Origin of the sequence: Pseudomonas sp. PB120 (assembly GCF_009761815.1) — a bacterium.
Classification (GTDB): Bacteria; Pseudomonadota; Gammaproteobacteria; order Pseudomonadales; family Pseudomonadaceae; genus Aquipseudomonas.
The window spans coordinates 205,315-228,033 of the sequence record NZ_RWIN01000038.1 but is presented as its reverse complement, the minus strand read 5'-3'; the positions used below and the strand labels follow the sequence as shown (position 1 = coordinate 228,033).

The 22,719-nt window shown below is 56.5% G+C and carries 15 protein-coding genes and 2 pseudogenes; 10 read left to right on the top strand and 7 right to left on the bottom strand.

Features of this window, described 5'->3' with window-relative positions:
* Positions 1–13: 13 nt before the first annotated feature.
* The 5 genes and pseudogenes from EJA72_RS07335 to EJA72_RS07315 form a co-directional block, all read right to left on the bottom strand.
* Entirely contained in the window at positions 14–1,096 is a 1,083-nt protein-coding gene (locus EJA72_RS07335) for an AraC family transcriptional regulator (protein ID WP_157710814.1), read from the bottom strand.
* A 42-nt stretch (positions 1,097–1,138) separates the two neighbouring features.
* Positions 1,139–1,759 carry a glutathione S-transferase C-terminal domain-containing protein gene (locus tag EJA72_RS07330; RefSeq protein WP_157710813.1) on the bottom strand — a complete coding sequence of 207 codons (621 nt, stop codon included), beginning with the start codon at positions 1,757–1,759 and terminating at the stop codon, positions 1,139–1,141.
* 15 nt (positions 1,760–1,774) lie between these two features.
* A complete protein-coding gene (locus EJA72_RS07325) occupies positions 1,775–2,824 on the bottom strand; it encodes an ABC transporter substrate-binding protein (RefSeq protein ID WP_157710839.1) in 1,050 nt (349 codons plus the stop codon).
* Between the two features lie 259 nt (positions 2,825–3,083).
* Positions 3,084–3,488 carry a DUF6632 domain-containing protein gene (locus tag EJA72_RS07320; RefSeq protein WP_157710812.1) on the bottom strand — a complete coding sequence of 135 codons (405 nt, stop codon included), beginning with the start codon at positions 3,486–3,488 and terminating at the stop codon, positions 3,084–3,086.
* Positions 3,489–3,787: 299 nt separating this feature from the next.
* Positions 3,788–4,249, bottom strand: a pseudogene (locus EJA72_RS07315) (cell filamentation protein Fic); the annotation flags it as partial.
* Between the two features lies 1 nt (position 4,250).
* On the opposite strand from EJA72_RS07315, the pseudogene EJA72_RS07310 reads away from it, so the two are divergent.
* The 3 genes and pseudogenes from EJA72_RS07310 to EJA72_RS07300 form a co-directional block, all read left to right on the top strand.
* Positions 4,251–4,784, top strand: a pseudogene (locus EJA72_RS07310) (cell filamentation protein Fic); the annotation flags it as partial.
* 585 nt (positions 4,785–5,369) lie between these two features.
* Positions 5,370–6,503 carry an aminotransferase class V-fold PLP-dependent enzyme gene (locus tag EJA72_RS07305; protein WP_157710811.1) on the top strand — a complete coding sequence of 378 codons (1,134 nt, stop codon included), beginning with the start codon at positions 5,370–5,372 and terminating at the stop codon, positions 6,501–6,503.
* A gap of 122 nt (positions 6,504–6,625) precedes the next feature.
* Positions 6,626–7,531 (top strand): alkaline phosphatase family protein, encoded by a 906-nt coding sequence (locus EJA72_RS07300; RefSeq protein WP_157710810.1) that lies wholly within the window; start codon positions 6,626–6,628, stop codon positions 7,529–7,531.
* A gap of 201 nt (positions 7,532–7,732) precedes the next feature.
* On the opposite strand, the gene EJA72_RS07295 is transcribed toward EJA72_RS07300, so the two are convergent.
* Positions 7,733–8,254 carry a cupin gene (locus tag EJA72_RS07295; RefSeq protein ID WP_157710809.1) on the bottom strand — a complete coding sequence of 174 codons (522 nt, stop codon included), beginning with the start codon at positions 8,252–8,254 and terminating at the stop codon, positions 7,733–7,735.
* A gap of 762 nt (positions 8,255–9,016) precedes the next feature.
* Between EJA72_RS07295 and EJA72_RS07290 the strand changes: the two genes are divergently transcribed.
* Positions 9,017–10,255 (top strand): OprD family porin, encoded by a 1,239-nt coding sequence (locus EJA72_RS07290; RefSeq protein ID WP_157710808.1) that lies wholly within the window; start codon positions 9,017–9,019, stop codon positions 10,253–10,255.
* 45 nt (positions 10,256–10,300) lie between these two features.
* Here EJA72_RS07290 and EJA72_RS07285 read toward each other — a convergent pair whose 3' ends face one another.
* A complete protein-coding gene (locus EJA72_RS07285; protein WP_157710807.1) occupies positions 10,301–11,329 on the bottom strand; it encodes an AraC family transcriptional regulator in 1,029 nt (342 codons plus the stop codon).
* A gap of 160 nt (positions 11,330–11,489) precedes the next feature.
* On the opposite strand from EJA72_RS07285, the gene EJA72_RS07280 reads away from it, so the two are divergent.
* From EJA72_RS07280 to EJA72_RS07255, 6 genes are all read left to right on the top strand, one after another.
* Positions 11,490–12,428 (top strand): 3-keto-5-aminohexanoate cleavage protein, encoded by a 939-nt coding sequence (locus tag EJA72_RS07280; protein ID WP_157710806.1) that lies wholly within the window; start codon positions 11,490–11,492, stop codon positions 12,426–12,428.
* 44 nt (positions 12,429–12,472) lie between these two features.
* The gene (locus EJA72_RS07275; RefSeq protein ID WP_157710805.1) at positions 12,473–13,789 is read left to right on the top strand and encodes an MFS transporter; all 1,317 of its coding nucleotides are present in this window, start codon (positions 12,473–12,475) and stop codon (positions 13,787–13,789) included.
* 11 nt (positions 13,790–13,800) lie between these two features.
* Positions 13,801–14,592, top strand: coding sequence for an SDR family oxidoreductase (locus EJA72_RS07270; protein WP_157710804.1), 792 nt, complete (start codon positions 13,801–13,803; stop codon positions 14,590–14,592).
* Positions 14,593–15,298: 706 nt separating this feature from the next.
* On the top strand, positions 15,299–16,402 hold the full coding sequence (locus tag EJA72_RS07265; protein ID WP_157710803.1) for an alpha-xenorhabdolysin family binary toxin subunit A: 1,104 nt from the start codon (positions 15,299–15,301) through the stop codon (positions 16,400–16,402).
* Between the two features lie 88 nt (positions 16,403–16,490).
* A complete protein-coding gene (locus tag EJA72_RS07260) occupies positions 16,491–21,239 on the top strand; it encodes a hypothetical protein (RefSeq protein WP_157710802.1) in 4,749 nt (1,582 codons plus the stop codon).
* Between the two features lie 97 nt (positions 21,240–21,336).
* Positions 21,337–22,686: a hypothetical protein gene (locus EJA72_RS07255; RefSeq protein ID WP_157710801.1), complete on the top strand. Its 1,350-nt coding sequence runs from the start codon at positions 21,337–21,339 to the stop codon at positions 22,684–22,686.
* The last annotated feature ends 33 nt before the right edge of the window (positions 22,687–22,719 follow it).

The following is a 22,719-nucleotide window of genomic DNA, read 5'->3' as shown; positions in this document are numbered from 1 at the left end:
GCAGACAAGCGGCCTAGACCGCAATCGAGAACGCCCGGTCAAAGGCTGAGGAAGAGGCGACTGCTGGCCTTGGCACATACGACTCGGGCACCAGGTGCAGGTCATCGCGCCGCCATTTTCCTGGGCTCGCCCCGGTCCAGCGGCGGAACGCGCGATTGAAACTGCTGGGTTCGTTGAACCCCAACCGATAGCAGATCTCGTTGATCGAGCAATCGGTCTGGCGCAGGTAACTGAAGGCCAGTTGACGACGGCTTTCATCGAGCAATGTCTTGAAGCTGGTGTCGTGCTTGAGCAAGTGCCGATGAAGATTGCGCACGCTCATGCCCAGATCCTCGGCGACACGGCTCTGCTGCACTTCTCCCAGCGGCAAATAACGGACGATGGCGCCGCGCACCCGTTCCGGCAGGTTGAGTTTGCGTTGGCGTTCCAGGTAGTCATTCAGCACGCTGTCCAGCCCCTGAGCCACTTCGTGATTGGCGCTGCTCAGCGGCGCATTGAGCCAGCGATTGGTGTACTCGATGGCGTTCTCGCTCGCGTCGAAGTGCACCGGGCAACCGAGCATCCGTGCCCAGCGCAGCGGGTCCTCGGGGGCAGGGCGGGCGAGCCGTACGCAGTGCACGATCGGCAAGTCGCCCCAGGTCTGGCGGGTGAATCGAACCGCGCAGGCGATCGACGCTTCGGTGGCGATCTGCTCCACCTCGGCGCCCGCAGCCACCCCGTAGATCAACCGCGCCGTGTGAGGGCCGTGCACCAGGCTCATTGCCGCCGCCGTCGTGATCACCGGGGCGTAACGGACGCCGCGCTCCAGTGCCTCGATCACGGTCGAGCTACTTTGCGCGGCGAAAAACAGTCCGTGAAAGTCTGTCGCGTAACTGTGCTTCGCCACGTGCAGACCGAAACACTCGTCATTGCTGACCCGTCGCGCCGCGCGCCAAAATGCACTCATGCACGCGAGCGCAATGCGCTGGTTGGGGTCATGCAGATTACACGGGCCGATACCGGCTTCACGCAGCAGCGGGGCCGTGTCGATGCCCTGGGCTTCCAGCGTGCGGGCGATGACTTGGGCCCAGGTGGCAATGGTATCGATGGTAGGCATGCGGTCACTCCGGCTCGCTCAAATATCCGTCCACGATGGCACTCAGGCCAGGCCTTCTGCGGCCAGTGCCTGCACCACCGATTCCCGCGCGCGATAACGCCCGAGGAAGGCCCGCAACGCCGGGAACTCCGCCAACAAATCATCCGCACGGGCGCTCCAGCCCACAAACACACCGAGGTAGATATCCGCCAGGGTCAGGCGATCGCCCACCAGATAATCCGACTGTGCCAGCCGCGCTTCGATGGGTTTCAAGGCGTTGGCGAGTTGCTGCAACGCTCGCTGACGGATGCCGGGGAACGCCGCTTCGTCGACGCTGTAACGCTCGGGACGGTTGATCGGCCGAAACGCGCCAACGTGCACCTCGGTCGCCACGTAACCGAGCCAGGCCTGAATCTGCGCACGCTCCACCGAACCGGCCGGGGCAAACAGCGAAGTGCCGGGGCGCAAGTCGGCGAGGAACGGCAGGATCGCGGTGTTTTCGGTCAGCAGGGTCTGATCATCCAGCAGCAACGCCGGCACTCGGCCGGTCGGGTTGATCCGGCGATAAGGTGAATCCTCACTACCGAGCACAACTCGCTCGACGGTGATGGGCAGTTGCAGTTCGTGAATCACAACATGGGCGGCGAACGAGCAGGCACCGGGGAAGATGAACAAAGTGGTCATGGGGAATCCTTATTATCAACGACTGGCTTGAGGAGATTGGAGGGCGTTGCTGGCCTGTTTTGACTCGGCTTGCAACGCATCATCGAGGAAGCGCGGTTCCGCCCAGCTCTTCACCTCGAACCCCTTGCGGATCAATTTGGCGTCCAGCGCGAGATCAACGCTGCGCTGCAAATTGTCGAGGAAGGGGGCGTCCAGTTGCGGTGCAAAAATCTTCACCAGCGACTGGCCTTCGGCATCCGCGGTGAGTATCTGCGCAGGAAAACTGGCGAGCCGTGCGACCAGGTTAATGTAGTCCTGTTTGTGTTCGTCATTGCGCAACCAGGCAATGGCGGGTTGCTGGGCCTTGATCAGGCGGGCGACCAGTTCGGGATGCTGGTCAACGAAGGCACCACGACCCAACAACACGGCCTGCATGCTGCCGGCGCCGTCCAGGTCCGCGGTGTTCAGCGGCACGTCGGCCAAGCCGCGAGCCTTCAGGGCAAACACGCCCGCGCCGGCCCATGTGCCGTCAATCTGCTTGGCCGCGAGCGCAGCATTCGCCGCGTTGTAATCCAGGTTGACCACTTTGTAGTCGCTTTCCTTCAGGCCCTGGTGAGCCAGCGCTGAAGCAAACGACAGCTGAGTGGCCGTACCGCGGAAAATCGCCACGCGTTTACCCTTTAACGCTTCGAGCGTGGTGATGCCCGAGCCAGGCTGCACCGCGAGGTAGAGCTTGACGTCACGGGCCACCGCGCTCAGCAAACGGGTGTCCAGGCCTCCGGCCTTGCCGATGATCGCCGGGAAATCACCGAGGTAGGCGAAGTCCTCCTGGCCGTTGGCCAACGCCTCATTGATGGCGGGACCAGCGCCTTTGAAGAAGTCCCAGCGAATCTTGATCCCGTCTTTTTCGAATTCCTTTTCTAGCGATTGTTGTTCGCGCAGCACATCGACAATCCCGGCCCCACTGGGGGTGGTACCCGCGCTGATGTCGGGAACTGCAATACGAATCTCTTTGACCGTATCCGCATTTACCTGGCTGGACACCAATAATGCGGCGAGTGAAAGCGCGGCGGCGGGAAGGGACATGCTTTTGAAAAAAAACGTTCGAATCACGCTGATGCTCCTGCAAATTCCAGCGAGACGCTGGATCGAAGCGAACATATAACGGTGCATAAATGAAGAAATAAAATACTAAAAAATACGCTGCTTATTCTTTATTGGCATATTCAATGTCGCTTAAGGCTTACGCGTGAAATGCCTTTAAAGCATATAAAATATGCATAGCGAAGACTTGTTTTCGGCGGGTTTTTCACGCTGTGGATCTCGATCCTGACAGCACCTGTTCTTAGGCCCCCTTGTGTGTTCGAGGCCGAGCGGCCAATTGCGTGCGGGGCGTCAAGATGGCCAAGGCAACCGCCACGATCAAGAGTGCCGGCACGTCACCTGCCAAGTGGCCCATTTGCTCCGGCTGGGTGACCGCCTGGACGGCCATGATTCCTCCGTGCACGGCGCTAGACCACACGGTGAACCAGATCAGGCTCAGATTGGCTAATGGATCACGGGCGGCCAGGATCAAGAACACGCCAAGTGTGGCGTAGAGGCCAACGATCATCATCGGATAGTCCGAGTGACCGACGTGCCAGGCCCAGCCGGACGGCCAGAACAACATCAGTGGGTAGAGCGCAAGGCACGCGAGGCCAGCCAAAACCAGAACGACGCGCAAATACCTGAGGCGATCGACTACGGACATGACGGACTCCTCTTTGGGTCTGACGCTAAACTGACCTCAAGTGGGGTGATTCACGGGCTTGGTGGATTACATTCCTTGTTCAGTCGTCTAACTCTGACAAGGTAGGGCATTGTGACAGCGGGTCACCACTGAAGGGGTTGATACACCCTGGGCGCAAAGCCCAATCTGCTCAATCGTTTCCGACAGTAGCCCAAGCATAGCTTTTCATTTGCTGTCGCTCCTTCCACCGGCTGCTTCTGGCCGATTGATGCCTTTCACGAAAGGCCGTTTCCGACCCAAAGGAGAGTTTGGCCAGAGGCCTATTGGTCGTCAGGCTCTGCGTAGGTTTCTGCCAGAAGAGCCTGGGCTTGACCTTCGAGGAAGTCGAAAACCTCTTCTTGGATATACCCGTTGTATTGCTTGCGCCGGCCCTTTGATACGACCCCATTCTGGTCTAAACACTGCATTATTAGCTTGCTCAAGAGGCTGCCGCGCACGTCGTAATTGTCATTAACAACCTTGAATAACGTGTCGTATCGTCGCAGATACTCGGTTTCTTCCCTCAGTTCGATTTCCAATGCCCGCTTGGCCATTTCCAGCGTGAAGGCCACACATTCAGTCGCATCCCAGTAACGATAGAGGCTTGGGTCGCCGGTGAAGTTTAGCGACATGTTGTCGGCATCGATCCAACGAACGTCCCAGAATTGCCGCGCAGGTTTCGAGAAGCTCTGTAGAGATTCAAGATAGCGTTGCTCCTCTCGTTTCATGGCCACGGAGACAGGGGGCGTCAACCTCTCGGTTTTGGCGCAGGCTCTACCTCGAATTGAAGATCAAATCCTTGTCGAGGCCGTAACCCAATCTCCCAGCAGCGGCTATCTGCGCAAAGTCTGCTTCCTCTTGGAAGCCTATTCCGACCATTTACTGGACTACACCGATAAGCCTCGGGGCCCCGGCGTACTGCTTTTTGATCCAGAACGCTACATCACGGGCCCATCGGGGCGAAACAACCGCTGGCGCGTGGACTTCAATGGGCTGGGGACGCTCCAATATTGCGTGACGGTAGAACGCACGCCTGAAGTCCAGGCTCTGCTTGAATACGACATTCTAGGGCGTTCGAAAGAGTTCATTGCTTCCTTGCCTAAGGAAATGATGGACCGCGCCATCAACTGGGCGTACCTGAGCGAAACAGATTCCTCATTTGCGATTGAAAAGGAAGCACCAAGCCAGCAGAAGTCAGAGCGTTTTGTGCAGTTGCTGCGCCAGGCACATGACCGCCAACCACTTACCGAAGACTACTTGGTCTCCCTGCAAAACAATATCAAATGGGCGTAACCCACTAGATTTCCCATTTTTTCCCCTGCCGCTGGCTAGATTTTTTTAACCGAGCCAAGATTTTCTTAAAATACGCGCCGAGCACTCAGAAAACATTAACAGAGAATGGCCGCGTAACCACTATTCTTGGGCTTTCTGCTTATCGGCGCGATGGGAATCTGCGCCGGCTCTGCCGCGCTCAACAAGGTTGGCCAACCTGAAGTTGGGCCGTTCGCGCCCTAACAGACCTGGACCATTGCAATATCAGCTTCGTGCTCTAGGGCATTTGGTCGCCGCCGCTGCGCACAGACTGGAGCGTGCCGGGTTAACGGCATCCCATGCCCAAGCACTGTACCGCCTGACAGACAGCTGAGATAAACGGCTGAAAATAACCGTCCGCTTCTGGCCGATTGATGCCTTTCACCAAAGGTAGCAAGCGAGTTGTTGGTCAACGGTAGAACTTGGCCAGGAGTGGATCTGCAGAAAGATTTGATTGCCGTGTTGTGTCATTCAATCCCAAGCAATCTTGTCATTTGCCAAGGCTTAAGGCAGGGTCGATACCACGGACATCTCTGCCAAAGGAGTCACCCCATGTCAAAGCTTTATCCCGATATCGATCCTGAGGGGCTGGTCGAGTACTCGGTGGTCTACACCGACCGCTCGCTCAACCACATGTCGCAGTCGTTTCAAGGCGTGATGAAGAACATTTCCACGACCCTGAAGCAGGTCTACAACGCCCAGGCGGTTGCGGTGGTGCCGGGCAGTGGCACCTTCGGCATGGAAGCGGTGGCGCGACAGTTTGCCACCGGTCAGCAATGCCTGGTGATACGCAACGGATGGTTCAGTTATCGCTGGAGCCAGATCCTTGAGATGGGCAACATCCCGGCGGCCACCACGGTGCTGAAGGCCCGACCGGTCGAGACGGGTCGCCAGGCGGCCTACGCCCCACCGCCTCTGGACGAAGTGCTGGCCGCCATTGCGGCGCAAAAGCCGCAAATCGTCTTCGCCCCCCACGTTGAAACCTCATCAGGGATTATCCTGCCCGACGAGTACCTGCGGGCCGTCGGCGATGCCGTGCATGCGGTGGGGGGCCTGTTCGTGCTGGACTGCATCGCCTCGGGCACGATTTGGGTAGATATGCAGAAATGTGCAGTCGACCTGCTGATCAGCGCACCGCAAAAAGGCTGGAGCGCTTCCCCTTGCTGCGCACTGGTGATGTTCAGTTCGTTGGCCCTCGAGCGTATCGAACAGACGCAGAGCAGCAGTTTCGCCTGCGACCTGAAAAAGTGGCTACAGATCATGCAGGCCTACGAACAGGGCGGGCATGCCTACCATGCGACCATGCCCAGCGATTCCCTCGCTCGGTTCAACGAAGTGATGAAAGAGACGCAAGCCTACGGTTTCGCCAAGGTCCGCGACGAACAACAGGCGCTGGGCGACCGGGTGCGCGCCATGTTGACCGGCAAAGGTATTAAAAGCGTGGCGGCAGCCGGTTTTCAGGCCCCGGGCGTCGTAGTGAGCTACACCGATGATGCCGACATCAAGAGCGGCAAGAAATTTGCCAGCCACGGCCTGCAGATCGCCGCCGGCGTGCCGTTGCAATGCGACGAACCGGCCGACTTCCAGACCTTCCGCATCGGTCTGTTTGGGCTCGAAAAACTGAACAATATCGAGCGCACGGTCAGCACCCTCGAGCAGGCGCTGGACGAGGTGATGGTTAACTAAGTCCTCATCTTGTGCGCAGCACCTACCGAACGTGTGAATTCCAGGAAGGCTCCTGCCCGGCCCATGGCGCAGAGGACGACTCTGAAAGGGAGTCTCCTGGATTTCATTGGAGATATTCAGCATTGGTATTCAATACCCGGCATTTCACCCTGTCATCGAGACTCAAGCTGCTGCTGACGCTATGCGCGATAAGCCTGCTCGGCTGTTCACGTAGCGAAGAGACAGGGCAATGTACTGCTGCGCCGCTGGCGCCTGTTCGACAGGTAATCATTATCGGCATCGACGGCCTGCGTACCGATGCGGTTAGCCCGGTACTGACCCCGTTCCTGTCCAAGTTGGCAGAGTCCAACGGTTTGGTGTGGGGGAGGGTCGATGTCAGCAACGGCCGCACGCAGCAGACGTTTTCCGCGCCGGGCTGGATCAGCGTGCTCACCTCAAGCTGGGCCAGCGAACATGGCATTGTTGATAACGACAGCCGGGGCCCCGTCAAAAGCCAAACCGTGTTTGAGCGTCTTCAAACCCGCAGGGCTGACAGTCGCAGTATGCTCATTACCTCTTGGAAGCCGCTGTACGACTTGGTCGAGGGACGATTGCGGGAGACCTCGGGGCTACACCATGCGGCGTTTTTGCGTAAGAACGATGCAGCGGTCGAGCAGGAAGTTTTGACCACCTGGCCCACATGCCAGCCCGATCTGGCCTTCATTCACCTCGATGCAGTAGACGATGCGGGCCATAAAGGTGCTTTCGACCCGAATGATCCGGGCTATGCGGCCGCTGTGCGAGAAACAGACGCGCGCATTCGTCGCCTCTGGGAGAAGGCATTTGCGTCACCCACCGCACAGGGTGCGCGGCCCCAGCGTCTGGTCTTTTTTGTCAGTGACCACGGGGGCATCGGTAACAAACACGGCCGCTTTTCAGAGACTGAACGCTGGGCGCCGGTGCTGGCCATATCGCCTGCTGGTTATCCCGCTGTGAAGATCAGTGAGTTGGTGGATGTTGGTCAGGCTTCGCTGGATTTCGTCCAGTGAGGGCTGGACGATCCTGGCTCAGATAGACCGCAGGTCCCGGCGGCATCGCGAGTTGCCGGCCGTAACCGTTTGATTTCCCCGTCAGTCATCGGGTCATGCGGTGAAGCCAAACAGGCGTGCCGGGGGGGGCCAAAGAATCTTCTGGCGGTCACTGGCATCCGGGAACATCTCGCCGAAGTTGCTCAGCACGGTGCCCTCCATTCAAATCCAATGTCGGCTAACTGGCCCGTGCAAACCCTGAATGGGGTCTAGCTCAGGAAACGGGAGTCTTAAAATGCTGTCCAGTTGTTCTGAACTCGGCGCTTGGCGACAGATATCTGGATGCTGGCCCGGCGGGTAAGCGCCCACTACCAGAAAATCGTCGCTGGACTCCACATTGCAGTGCCCGGTACCGGCGGGTAAGAGCAAAACGTCGCCAGCGCTGACTTCCAACACGCGTCCCTCCGGGCCCCCGAGCATCAAGCGAGCGAACCCGCTGGAGACGCCCAGCACTTCATGCCCTTGAGTGTGGTAGTGGTGATAGTCATAGACCCCGTCGCGCCACTGCGGTGGCCAACCATTGGCGGTGAAGGTTTTCTCAAACAAGGCTGCCGTGTCGCTCCCATCCACAGTGATAGCCTTGATGTAAATGAGTACTGGCAGGCGAGGGTTGTTCGGCACCCAGCCATTGCGCTCAAGGTGCAGGGTTTGAACGGGAGCATCCACAGCTTGCGACCTGACCATGAAAAGACCTCCACTGACGGGCATCCTCTAAAAGACAACCTGACGAAACTGCTGCTCGGGGGAGTCGTCACTATCACACCCTGCACAGGGTAGACCGTGGGCTCCCTTTGAAATTCGTCTGCACAACATCCTTCTGTCGAATGAGAAACAAAGGCGCCGTTGGGCCAGATCACTACCTTTGCGTTCAACGCTGCCCGTCCGTCGCGACTTTCGAAAATCTCATCAGTCATCGGGGGACGGACAGGAGCTATTGCGTTATGTAGCTGTCGATAAGAGTAGCGGGAGAGGGTTCAGTCATTGCGCAAATACACCCTCATCGCGCGACTTCATTCAAATTGAGAGGTGAAAATCATGAACAGCATTATTTACATAGTCGGGTTGGTGGTGGTGATCGCTGTAGTTCTGTCTTTCCTCGGACTTGCATAAGTTGCTTTCCCTGTCTTTGTCCTGTGCCGCTTGTGGACGTCCAGCTCATTAATGTTTTCCATGATGCATGGACGTCCTGCATTGAGCCGTCTCCCGCAGTCCACCTTCCGAAAGACCGCCAGGTTTGATCACAGGATGTCCCTTTTGGATCTCAGGTTGTCTGCTTGAGATCTTATGATCTTCCCCTGATCCCATTAGTATCGCCCCCATGCAAAACGTCGACGCAGGCCGCGCATTCACTTGGGCGCGGTCTTGGGCGGAGTGTCGCCCGAGATAAACCGCTGAAGACATTGCATGAACATTTCTCGCTCCGAATAACAATAAAAGAGAGTACTTATGCGCGATTCCGGGTCATTCAAGTGGTTGCTACTGGGCACCTCGTTCATCTGCCTTCCTGCCATGGCGGAAGGCGTTTTCGAAGACGCAAAAGTCAACGCCAACTTCAGGAACTACTACATCAATCGTAACTTCACCGAGAGTGCCTACCCCCAGGCCAAGGCCGAGGAGTGGACGCAGAGCGTGATCATGGATGCCCGTTCGGGCTTCACTTCCGGGACGGTAGGCTTTGGTCTTGATGCGCTGGGCCTGTACTCGCAGAAGCTGGATGGCGGCAAGGGCACCACCAACACGCAGTTACTGCCCGTGCACGACGATGGTCGGCCGGCAGATGACTTCGGGCGCCTGGCACTGGCGGCGAAAATCCGCTTCGCGAAAACCCAGGCGCGAATTGGCGAATGGTCGGTTTCGCTGCCGGTGATTCGATCCGACGATGGTCGGTCATTGCCGCAGACCTTTCGTGGTGCGCAGATCACCTCCAAGGACCTCGAGAACTTCACCTTTTATGGCGGGCAGTTCCGGGGCAACAGCCCCCGCAATGACGCGAGCATGGAACGGATGTCCATGTTCAACCGGCCGGGCGTGACTTCGGACCGTTTCAATTTTTCCGGTGTGGAATACGCCTTCAATGACAATCGAAGCCAGGTCGGTGCCTGGTACGCGCAACTTGAGGATATCTATCACCAGCGCTATTTCAACTTCACTCACAGCCAGCCGATCGGAGACTGGTTACTCGGTGCGAACCTGGGTTATTTCGAAGGCGAAGACGACGGTAAAAAACTCGCGGGAAACCTGGATAACAAGACCTACTCGGCGTTGCTGTCTGCCCGTTACCAAGGCAGTACGTTCTACGTCGGGCTGCAAAAAGTGGACGGTGACAACTGGATGCGCTTGAACGGTACAAGCGGGTCAACACTGGCTAACGACAGCTTCAGCAACAGTTACGACTTCGCGGACGAACGCTCCTGGCAGATTCGGCATGACTTCGATTTCGTTGCCTTGGGCGTGCCGGGACTGACATTGATGAACCGCTATATCCGTGGGTCCAACGTGCAGTCCGGCGGCGTCAGCGATGGCAAGGAGTGGGGGCGCGAATCCGAGTTGACCTACGTCGTGCAGAGCGGTTCGTTGAAGAACCTGTCGCTGCGCTGGCGCAACTCGGTGATCAAGCGTGATTTCAGCCTGGCGGACTTCAACGAGAACCGGCTGATCCTGAGCTACCCGGTCTCGATTCTTTAAGGTCCGCCTGTTGAGGTTGACGGACCGTCCCTGCGTCTGTCGACCTCAACCCTGGCGATAATCCTTGGTCGTTTTACCCGTCCAGCGTTTGAACGCCCGGCGGAAGTTGGTCGGTTCGGAAAAGCCCAGCAACAAGGCAATATCGTCGGTGCTCATGATCGTGGTCTTGAGGTATTCGATGGCCAGCGAGCAGCGCACGTCGTCGGTAATCGCCACGAAGGACGTATCTTCCTCAAGCAGTTTTCGGCGCAGACTGCGGGTGGTCATGTGCAGCCGTTCGGCGGCCATTTCCATGCTCGGAAACTCCCCTGGCGTCTGCATCATCATCTGATACACCTCGCCGGAAATCCCCGCTGACACCTTGGCCTGGCCGATCAATCGGTCACAGGTTTCCTGCAACACAGTCGCGGTCAGCCGATGAGCCAGGTGCGGTTTCTGATCGAGGATTGCACTGTCGTAATGCAACTCGCATTGGTCGTGATCGAAGATGCACGGGCACCCCAGGTACTGCGAATAGATCTCGGCGTGGGCCGGGGCCGGGTAGGAAAAACAGGCTTTGGTCGGCGGGCAGCTTTGGCCGAACACGTCCTGGAGGTGGGTGACGTGCTGGGTGAATTGCTGCTCGATCCAGAACTGTTTGATGTCGGGTGACGGGCTGGGGTTGGCGGCATCCGGGAATGTCCACACCGCCTCGTGTTCGTACTCGTGCCATTCGATGGTCAAGGTTGGCGTGGCCAGGGAGTGATATTTCACCCCGAGGCGGAAGTAGTCGCGCAGTGACAGACAAGACATCAGCGCGTAGCCGTACATGCCATACGCAGAGAGGTGGAGGCGGGCGCCTGTCTTGAACGGTGTGGCCGGGTCCTGCGACAGCGACACCGCGTTGCCGCACACCGCCGCGTACTGACGCACCGAGGTCAGCGCCGTCGCATCGTAAATCTGGTCTTCTTCGACGCCGCTGCCTTTCAAGCTGTCGGCCGGGGCGATGCCTTGTTCACTGAGGACTTCCACCAGGGCGGCAATTTTATACGGGGCATAGATGCGCTCATTGAACAGCGGCATTTTCGGTGGCATCGGCTGACTCCGGTAAGTGTCCCTTAGGGATTCATTGTTGTCCGGTAATGATCTTACTGGCCAGCGGGAAATTCAATAAGCTTCATCCCATCAGCAGCGGCCGTCAGGTCAACAGCGTCCAGCGCATCTGCCAAGTCCGATAACAACAAAGGTCACCGTCATGAGTCAGCCGAACCGCAAAGTCATCATTTCCTGCGCGATTACCGGGGCGACGCACACGCCATCGATGTCCGAATACCTGCCGCTCACCCCGGCTGATATCGAGCGGCAATCGATTGAAGCAGCCGAAGCCGGCGCCGCCATCCTGCACCTGCATGCCCGCGACCCGCTTGACGGCCGGCCCACTCCGGACCCAGCAGTGTTCAGTCAATTCGTCCCGGCGATTGCCCAGGCCACCGATGCCATCATCAACATCACCACCGGCGGAAGCACCCGAATGACCCTGGCGCAACGCCTGGCTTATCCGCTGATTGCCAAGCCGGAATTGTGCTCGTTGAACATGGGCTCGATGAATTTTTCGATCCACCCGATCGCCCGGAAAATCTCCAGCTGGACCCACGAGTGGGAGAGAGAGCACATCGAAGGCATGGAAGACGTTGTGTTCAAGAACACCTTCAAGGGCATCAAGGCGATCATGCTGGAGCTGGGCGAGTACGGCACTCGTTTCGAATTTGAATGCTACGACGTCGGCCACCTCTACAACCTGGCTTACTTCGTCGAGCAGGGGCTGGTCAAGCCACCCCTGTTTATCCAGTCGTGCTTCGGCATCCTCGGAGGCCTGGGGGCCGATCCGGAAAACCTGACCATCATGCGCAGCACCGCCGACCGCCTGTTCGGGCGGCACAATTACGAGTTTTCCATCCTCGGTGCCGGTCGCCACCAACTGCCCTTCGTGACCATGGGAGCGATCATGGGTGGCAATGTCCGGGTCGGCCTGGAAGACAGCATTTACCTGGCCAAAGGCGTCAAAGCCAAGACCAACGCGGAGCAGGTACGTAAGATCCGCCACATTCTCGAAGAGCTGTCCTATGAAATCGCCACACCCGATGAAGCCCGGCAGATGCTCGGCCTCAAAGGTAAAAACAACGTTCATTTGTAACCGGTTTGCTTGAGCCCAAAAAAATAACAAGAAGAGGTTTCACCATGACGATCATGCTCAGTACCGAACAGACGCACTGGCTGGCCACCCGGCGAGCCATGGCGCGCTTGATTCCATTGATGTGCGCCATCTACTTCATGTCCTACCTGGACCGCACCAACGTCGCGCTGGCCAAGGCAGCCTTGAGTGCCGACCTCGGCATCAGCGCGGCCGCCTATGGCTTGGGTGCCGGGATATTTTTCCTCGGTTACGCATTGCTGGAAGTGCCGAGTAATCTGCTGGCCCACCGTATCGGGCCGCGTCGCTGGATTGCCCGGATTGCCGTGACCTGGGGCGCGTTGTCATCGGCGATGATGTTTGTCCAGGGCGAGTGGTCGTTCTACCTGCTGCGGGTGCTCCTGGGCATCGCCGAAGCGGGGCTGTTTCCGGCGCTGATGTACATGGTCACCCTATGGTTTGCGCCAAAGGACCGCGCCATCGCCATCGGCTGGATTTACCTTGCACCGGCCCTGGCCCTGGTGATCGGTAATCCGATTGGCGGCGCGCTGATGAAAATGGACGGTATCGGCGGTTTGCACGGCTGGCAGTGGATGTTCCTGCTCGAAGGGCTGCCCAGCATCGTCGTCGGAATCATCTTGTGGTTCAAATTGCCGGAGCGCCCGAGTGATGCGCGCTGGCTGACCAAGGCCGAGGCCGACTCGCTGGAAGCCCATGCCTTGCTGCCAGGACATGCCAGCTCACACGAATACTCCGGCCACTGGGTCAAGGCGTTGACCCGGCCCACGACCATTCTGATCGGCCTGATTTACTTTCTGAACCAAGTGGCGTTTGTCGGGCTGGTATTCTTCACACCGTCGATCATCCAGCAGATGCAGATCACGTCGCCCCTGACCGTTGGCCTGTTGTCCAGCAGCGTCGGCATCGGCTTTCTCGCCGGGGTGCTGGTGCTGCCGAGGATTCACCGCAGGATTGCCCGCGACTGCTACTGCCTGGGCCTGTTCACCTGTGGTTTGATTGCCAGTTCGGTGGCATTCACCCTGATCGATGACGCCTCGGCGCGCATCGCCCTGTTCACGGCTACCGCATTCTTCGCCGGCGGTGTGTTGCCGATCTACTGGGCCATCGCCATGAAACGCCTGCAAGGCATTCAGGCCGCTGCCGGTTTGGCATTCATCAACACCATCGGATTGCTGGGCGGGTTTGCCGGTCCGTACCTGTTCGGGTTGGCGGAAAAGGCTTCGGGGCTGAGTTCATCGGGTTTTTATGTGATTGTCAGCGCCGCGGTACTGGGCTTGCTGTTGGTGCCGCTGCTGGCCAGAGCGATCAATGCAGAGCCAGGCCCGCTGCGGGCGACAGAATAAGAGGAAGGGTTATGAAGATTGTTGATTTGCTGACACCGCCGTCGAATTTGAAAGTAGTCATCAGCGGTGGTGCCGCCGGCATCGGCGCCGTGATCGCCAAAGCATTTTATGAAGTCGGGGCACAGGTCTACATTGGCGATATCAATGCCAGTGCGGTTGAGCAGATGAAGCGCGAGTACCCCGGCCTGCACGGCGGTGTGGTGGATGTCGGCAATCAGGTGCAGGTCAATCGCATCATGGACGAAGCCACCCAATTGCTCGGCGGCATCGATGTGCTGGTCAATAATGCCGGCATTGCCGGGCCGACCGGCAACGTCGAGGACCTGGACGCGCCAGCGTGGGAACAGACAGTGTCGACCAACCTCAACAGCCAGTTCTACTTCCTGAGCAAAGCGGTGCCGTTCCTGAAGCAGTCAAAGCAGAACCCGCACATCATCGCCATGTCGTCGGTGGCCGGTCGCTTGGGGTATCCGTTCCGGACCCCTTATGCCGCAACCAAATGGGCGATTGTCGGCCTGATGAAGTCACTGGCCGCTGAGCTGGGGCCGGACAACATTCGGGTCAACGCCATCCTGCCGGGTGTGGTGGCGGGGGAGCGCATGGATCGGGTCATCGATGCCCGTGCCCAGACGCTGGGCATAGACTTCGAGTCCATGCGTGACCAGTATCTGAATAAAATCTCATTGCGCCGAATGGTGACGATGGAAGATGTTGCCGCAATGGCATTGTTTCTATCGTCGCCAGCCGCCGCCAACATCAGTGGCCAGGCCATCAGCGTTGACGGGAATGTCGAGTATCTCTGACGAGGCCGAGCGTTGAAACAGTCGCTCTCCCGGAGTTCAAAAGTCCGGGATGTGCTGCGGACAAGATGAAGGCTTGGTTAACCACCACCTTGTCCAGTGCCTGCTCGAGGGTGCTGACCGTGCGCTCGATATTGTGCAGCTTTGTTTCGTCTTTACCCCAACGAACCGAAAACCAATCAGCTTGCCGCAGGTTTACTTTGACAGCGCTGAAATCCTCAAGGCCTCATAGCAGGCCATTGTTGGGAGAGCCGCCGCTCCTGAAGGTACTGGTCATACGATCCATAGCTGTTCAGCGCTCTATCACAAAAACACGCAACCGAGTAATGTGCTTTTGAATTAATACCTAATAATAAATGGAACGTTCATCGCCATTTCGTTTCATAGGCGGCTCATTTCGGGCGTTGCTTTGCGTCAGATCGTCTAGTCTTGCTTAACTTCTGCTTCAGTCCATCAGTGGAACTTCCATGGTTCTGGTAACTCGGCATGGCAATGATCGAATGCTACTTGCCGGGGTACTTGCCTGCGCTTTCGTTTTTCCTGGCTAAATGGGTGATGTTCCGGACTGTGTCGTTGTAATTAATGTTTTCAGCAACAATTTGAAACATGGCGGCCTTAAAAAAGGCCGTGGCTTTTTATTGCTTGAAGTTCAGCAAAGTTGACGGAGCAGTTTGATCCTTACACATCAATAACCTGGAAGGTGAACGTGATGAGTGAAGACAGGAAACCAAACATCGGACCGCAAGACCTGGCGGCGGTAAAGGGCTCGCCCTTTCTCCTCAGTCAGCAGGAGTGGTATGCCATTCAACGCTACGTGACGAGTGCGCTGTTGCTTCCTGATGATGAGAAAAAAATGCGCAAGGACCTGGCCACCGGACCAGCCGAAAAAATCCCGTACATCGGCCCGTTTGATGAGTTCAAGGATTTGCTGGCCGGCTATCAGCAAATCATTCCTCACGTCAAAAACTGGAAAGACAACATCTTCCCAAGGACTGTCCAACTGGCGCAGGACATTTCCAACTATGCAACTAGCGCAAGAACTTACTACGGCGCGTTAATCCCGCCTATCGACACTCTTTTTCTGGACCCTACCAATGAGGCGGCAAAAACCAGAATTGCCAGCCTTTGTGCCAAGCTCGCCAAGGAAGCGAAGGATAACGAAGACAGGGCCAACGCGGTGTACAAAGACATTAGCGAGTTTGCGCAGCAAACCAGCGATGACGAGACCCTGCTCAAGAACCTGTCTCAGCAGTACGAGGCGAAGTATGGACAGCACAGTGCGCTTTTAGCGGCAAACAAAAAGGAGATGGACAGCCTTGCAGCCTTGATCGAGAAGGAGAACAAGGAGTACGAACACGCTTGCATCGTGGCCGAGACAACACCCACCTATGGCTGGATAGTGTTTTGGGTCGCACTGATTGTCGCGTCGATCTATGGCGACAAGGCCCGTAAGTTGAAGCACGAAATAGACGTGAAGAAAGACAGGATCAAGAAACTTAAAGACGAAGAGCAGAGAGCGATGGCCCTGATGGGGACGCTGAATGTCGCCCTCAAGGGGCTTAGTGATATCCAGGACAAGATAGAGGCTGCACTGCCCAGTATTCAGAAAATCAAGGGCGTGTGGAATGCGATTGGCAGCGATCTGAACAAGATCGGCAAGATCATCAAACAGGACATTCTCGAGGAAGCTGATCTGAAGGACCTTGGTGTGGAAAATGCCATTGCCATGTGGCAGGAGTGCAAGCTCAAGTCCGATTCCTATCAGGCCCATGCGTTCATTGACCCCCCAGCACAGGAAGAAAAAACGGCTTGAGCAAATCCTCTCCGTGGTAAGGGCGGTCGTGCAAAAGCTATGACGATTGCCCTCGCTCTGCAGCCTTTTCATGACAGGAATCGCAGCGATGAACGTATGGCAAACGGCGTTTGATGAAGCGCGCAACACGCCCGCATGGAAAGGCATTTTCCCTGCGCGCAGAGAGAACATCCTCTATACGAGGGAGGTGAAAACAGCTTCGGATAAATGGGTCTTCAGGGACCTGTGCATTGACCTGCAAACGGATGTTGCCCAGAGACTGGCGGCGGCAGACACCAAGCCAATGACCATCTCCATCTTCGCCGACACGGTCTACGTGCCCAAGGCGCTGAGCATGACCTTGAAGAACATCGCGCTGATCATCGTGGCGCGCACGATTGAGGTTCCGGAGCCGGCCATTCTACGTCTGGATTTCAGCAACACCTTTGGCGCGAGTCTGATGCTGTTCACCAACAACGTGGTTGGCGACTTCAAGGTCGAAGCGCTGATGAGCAAGCCGGAGCAACTGCCCGTAACTCCTGGGCAGGCTGTCGGGGTCTGGTTCAAATACGATCATGCGGCACAAAAGACCAAGGTTGTAGAACCCCCGGCCCTGCTGGGGAGATGGTTTGAAAACGGCTCGCCGCTCTGGCTGATGGCCGTCTCGGCATTTCAGATGGCCACAGTCCTTGTCACGCCCTCGGTGAACCGGACTTACACGCCGGAGCAATCGTCGGCGCTGCGAGAGAAAGCCATTGCAATGCTCGACTTCATCCAGCGGTGTGCAAAGGACGCACCGCAGCAGAACGCTGAATGGCAGGACCTGTTGCAGGAGAGCAAAGCGCTGTCCGCAACCATTACGGCATCCGCCTCAGCGGGCCTGGAATGTGCGCAGACCTACGCTCGATTGCTAAATAGGCAAGCATCAGTCCAGGAGCGCCAACGTAAGTTGAAGGAAATCAGGCGCGCAACTGACCTGAAAAACCAGGCGCCATCGTACGAAATCGTCAAAACAAAAGTGCTGCCTCCCAAGCCTGAAGAGATCAAATACATCCGCCATGGTGCACAAACGATCGGTGTGAAGGAATTGAATGGATGGACGCGTCCGGTGCGGCGCGTCACCCTTTCCGGTGTTGAAATCGAACTGGACGAATTGGATCGCAGTGGGTTCCTGAAAACCTACGCCGGGCAGAAGGACATTCAGGAATTGTGTATTCACGCGGATACGCTGGTTATAAAAACAAAGCTTCAGTTCCCACAGACCGATATTTTCATCTATTGCCGCGAGCTTTACTTCGAAGGCGCTGACGCCTGCCTCGATACCCAGCCCGTCGCTACGGAATATCGAGGCACACTCACCAAGGACGGTCTGGATGGCGCCAAGGCCGGCGATATCTTCCTTTACGTGCAACGCTTCGCGACAACCGAAGAAGAATCCACAAGGCACTTCCGTGCGGTGGGTGGCAAGGGGCAGGACCCCGATGAAGGCGATCTGGCGTTTTCCTTTACCCAACGACATTTGGTTTGTATGACCAAAGACCAGTGGGACGGCCTGTTCAGCTATACCAATCGCAAGGTAAACGGCTCGCCGGTGACGGCGCCTGAATGGAGCCAGTACAAGGACTATCAACCAGCGACAGCGCTCGATCAGACACGAGGCATCGTCTACGCAGAGCTGAAAGTCGATGGCCACCTTGTTGACAGTGCAGGTACGAAGGACGGTCCTGGTATCGGCGGTAAAGGGCCTATACCGGGAAAACCGGGGACCGGAGGCGCCGGGGGTAATCTGAGCAGCACGCTGCCCGAGCAATTGGCTTCCTATGCCGATCTGTCTGGAGGTATTTCCGGCACCCGGATCACCTCGACCAAGGGCGGATGGGGAGGAACCCCCGATGCTGCCTACTGGTTCCTTTTTGAGAACAAGCAGGTAAACGGCAAGACCGAGTTCGTGCCGACCATTGAAAAACAGCAAGCGACTGCAGGTCCGGATGGCCCTGCCGGCCCTGAGCCCCGGGAACCAACAGGAACTGCTGGTAGCTGCACTCCGTTGGAGCAAGCACGGGTTAGCCCATGGTTGACGGCCATCAACCTGAAAACCGCTGTGCAATTTGCAAAAAATGCGCTCGCCAGCGGCAATGCCGACCTGGCTCGCGAATTCCTGAGTCCTTACCTGGAAGGGCTGGAGGCGATACCCGCAACAGACAAAGACGATACCCTGCTGCAAATGGAGGAAGAAGTGTCTAGCCTGGTGGAACAGGCGATTCAAAATGTCGACTACTTCGGTAATCCCCCTGGGTGGGTGCCGATGTTGTCGCTGGAGAGCGCGGTAAAAATCTATCAGAGCATCTTGAAGTCCTCGATAGGGGAGATTTACACCGCCTACTACCTGCAAAAGGCCTGGCAGGCCAAGGAGGATCGTCAGGCAGCTGTGCAGAATCTCCTCGGGCTTCTGACCAAAAACACCGAAACCACACAAAAAGCGTTGTTCACGACGCGTGGGAATGTCATCACGACCATCCAGGCATTGCGGCAACTCAATGTCGAGATAGAAGAAAAGCTCCTCAAGCCTCTAGGGCAAATAGAACGAAGATTGCGCGACAATGCCGATTACCTGTCCGGCGAGGCCGAAAAGATGGCGATCATTTCGGCGTCGTTCAAGATCTTCGCGGCAGTGGCTAAAGCGATTCCGCTTCCCGAGCCCTATCAGATGGCTGCCGGCGCGGTCGGAACCGTTTTCGATGTGGCCGGTGATTTCGTCAAGGATGGGGGCTTCACGGACAGTGCCTTTGGCAAGCTGAAAAGCGGCGTCAATGATTTCGTGACCTCCAACACTGACAATTTTGTAGAGCAGTCTGCAAAGGGGATGGATGACGCCCTGCTGGACGCGAAAAAGGACATCAATCAACTGAAGGACAAGGCCGACGTTGCGTCCAGGAAAAAAGACGATTTACAGGGCGCCTACGATGAGAAAAAGAAAACACACGACGAGTTGGTGAAAAAGGAAAAAGAGCTGCTGGATAAGAAGCGTGATCTGTTGTTGTACGGCCGTGGGCAGCGCAAGAAGGAGGAGGAAGCGGAACTGGTCAAAGGCTTCAAGGCATTTGAGGAAAAGCAAAAGAGTGAGCTGGATGGCAGTACGACTGATTACAAGGCCCAGGCCGGGGAAGTCACAAAGGTCGAAAGCGAAATCAAGAGGAAAGAGACCGCGCTGAAAGACTCGCAGGCATTGGTCGAGAAGGCGAAAAAAGACAATGCCGCGAAAGTGAAAAAGGGCATTGAACAGGTTAAAAAAATTGCTGCCGGCGTGGAAACCATTGGCAAAACCGTCAACGAATTGATGGTGTCACGATCACAGTTGAACAGCGCCTGGGATAAAACGCTGGCGAAACTGATGCTCAATGACAAGGAGTTCCAGGAAGTCACCAGTCAATTGGCGGTACTGAACCAGCGCAAAACGGCTTTGGCCACTCAGTTGCTGGCGCTGAAAACCAGTCTTGGCCAGCAAAGTAATCAGATCTCCAACAACCTGCTGGCGATCAACGTTCTCGGCAGCCAGTTGGGTGGCAGCCAGGATGCCCTCGATCCTGCGGCGCTCGCCTATGTACAGTCGATCAGCCACGAGGCGCATCAAACCCTCATGCAGTTCCTCTACTACGTCGTCAAGGCCTACGAGTATTACACCGTCGAGCCTTGGGGCAAGCTGGATCAGGGGGCACAAAAACTCTTTGAGAGTTTGCAGAATGTGCTCGAACCGTCTGACCAGATCACCGGGATCGACAATCTCAGCGAGGATGAGCAGAAGAAACTCCAGGCGCTGCTCAGCAAACCCGTCTCTTTCAAGGAAAGCATGCTGACGCAGGACGAATTCAAACTCCTGACGATTGTGTACGAGAAGCCATTGCGCGATATGGGCAAACGCCTGGCCAGCCAATTGGCCTCAGGTTCGGGGCGCCTGTTGAAGGAAGCGCCGAAAATCGTGACCTTGGGCAAGGAACAACTGCATGAGCTCAATGGCAGAATCAGGGAGTCAATTGTCGAAAACACCATTCCCGTATCGCTGACCCGACTGCGCCAGATCGACGAGACCAGCGAAAAGCAACGCATCGGCAACATCAAGGTCGTGAAGGTCCAATGCAGGAAACTGGGCAAAGCGTTTCCCGACTCCATCACGTTCAAAGTCAGCCATTGCGGTAAATCGGTGGTGCGCGCCCAAGGCAAACTGTTTGCGTTTGAACCCGAGGGCGGTCGTGAAGAAGAACGGGGCCAACAATCCAGGGTGGTGTTCAATACAAGGGGCGGCAAGACTGCAGATGATGATTGGGTGATCGAAAAAGAGATCGGCATTCTGCAAGGCAAGGCGTTATGGCAACCCACCACGGACAGACAGGAAAACCTGTTGACGCAATTTCTGAGCAGTGACGCGGCCGATGCGGGTATTACGCTCTCGGAGTTTCGGCCGGGCGTGTTTTCGGACTTTGAATTGACCGTCGAAATCAGTCCCCCTGAATGCAGAATCGAGCTGGAGGAGATCCGGTTGCAGATTACGACAGAAGCCGGCGAGGTACCCAAGGGGCAAAAAATCATCTGTGTGAACACCAGTCCCGATCTGGCCATTCCCATCACGACCAGTCTCAAAGACATGAGTGATTGTTCCGGTGGGCTCGGTAATTACGTGGGTGTTTTTCAGGACATGCAGAAAATGCGGGTAAGCGTGCCGGAACGCTATGGCAACTATGTGCACACGGGCTGGTGCATTGATGGAGAAACCAAGCCGCACAATGGGCAGAACTACTACGAGGTGAGTAAAAGCTCATACCTGGTGGCGCATTTCGAAGAAGCGAAGCCTGCGCCGAAATAGCCGAGACCCGAGCTCCATTCTGGCTGGCATATAGGGACATGAAACCGTGAGTCGCTTGGTTAACCAAACGACTCACGGGTTCACCGGGAGAATTATCATGAATCGATCCAACTCGGGTGTCAGGTCAATCATCTTGTCAATGCTGGTGGCCACGGGATTGGCATTGGCGGTATCCCGTAATGCAGCGGCAGAAAGTGGAGCGGTTGATTTCTCCCCGGGGGACGCCAGTCAATTGTTCGCCCTACCCGTAGGGATGTGGTCGAACATCAATCAATTTGCATTTCTGGTTTGCCTGGACGAACCGGGGGTGAAAGCAACCCTCAATGATCGCCTGAACCAGCTGGGGGGATATGCCGAACTTCGTTCCAGTTGCCAGGTTTGGGGATCAACAACCTTTTCGAATTTGCAGACACTGGCGACGGAGCTGGCCTCGGACGACATGAAGCAGTTTTTGTTGCGTCTGCAAACGGCTGTTCAAAATCTCTCCAATAACACCGGCGGCGCCCGGGGGGAGTTCGATCAGGCAGCCGACAATATCAGCAAGAAGTTAACGACGTTGAGTGAACTCAGCCAGCAGGTGAATCAACAGTCAATGGCCTTTAAAAATGCGAGCGACTCCGTCATCGGGCAATACAGAAAAAACAACCCGCCTGATTCAAGCTGGGTCAACATCGGGCCGAAAATGGAGGATGTGGGGTTGGCAATGGGTTCTATGGTAGGCCGGTGGAATATGTTGACCTCGAATCTGGCCTATCTGCGCAAGACGGTCGCTTTGCCCGCGGGAACCTCCGGCATACCGCAGTTGTACGACCTGGACCTGGAAGTCGGCCTCAATGCCTGGGACGAAATTTCCCGGCGTGCCCGTCAGTTTCTTGCCGATATGCCTGCACAAAACGCCTATTTGTCCGGGGCGAATTACTATCAAAACTGTCCGCTCGATGAAAATAGATGGTACTTGATGACCAACTCTTTTTTGTCCGACAAAGGCTATGTACTCACGGCCCGGCGTCCCGGTCCGGTGTCCGCGGTCCCGCAGCATACTGCCGGGACAATCATGAAACCACGCGCACGACAAAATGATCAGGGCAACTACAACGAAGCAACATCCCAGCAGTGGCGGTTTCACCGTTATGGTAAAGGGTGGTGGGGCATTGAAAGCCGCATAAGAAACGATACCGGTAGTCCGGCAATATTTTTACTGGGTACAACTGCACAAGTGGAACGTGTGATGCAGGGGCAGGGTGGGGTGGTTTCGAAAAGTTATTGGTGGCGCTGCCTGAAAACCGACTCGAGTGGCTGGTTTCGCCTGGCGAATGCATCATTGGGTGACTTGAAAATTTTGGATACGTACAATAACCCTGACACTTTCTTTCCTGGGTTTATGGGCAATACGAAAGAAAATTACAGCGGTCAATTCTGGAAGCTAGAACCTGTTGCAAATCCATGAAGTTAGCGAAGGTGTAGAGCTTCTTGAAAAGGT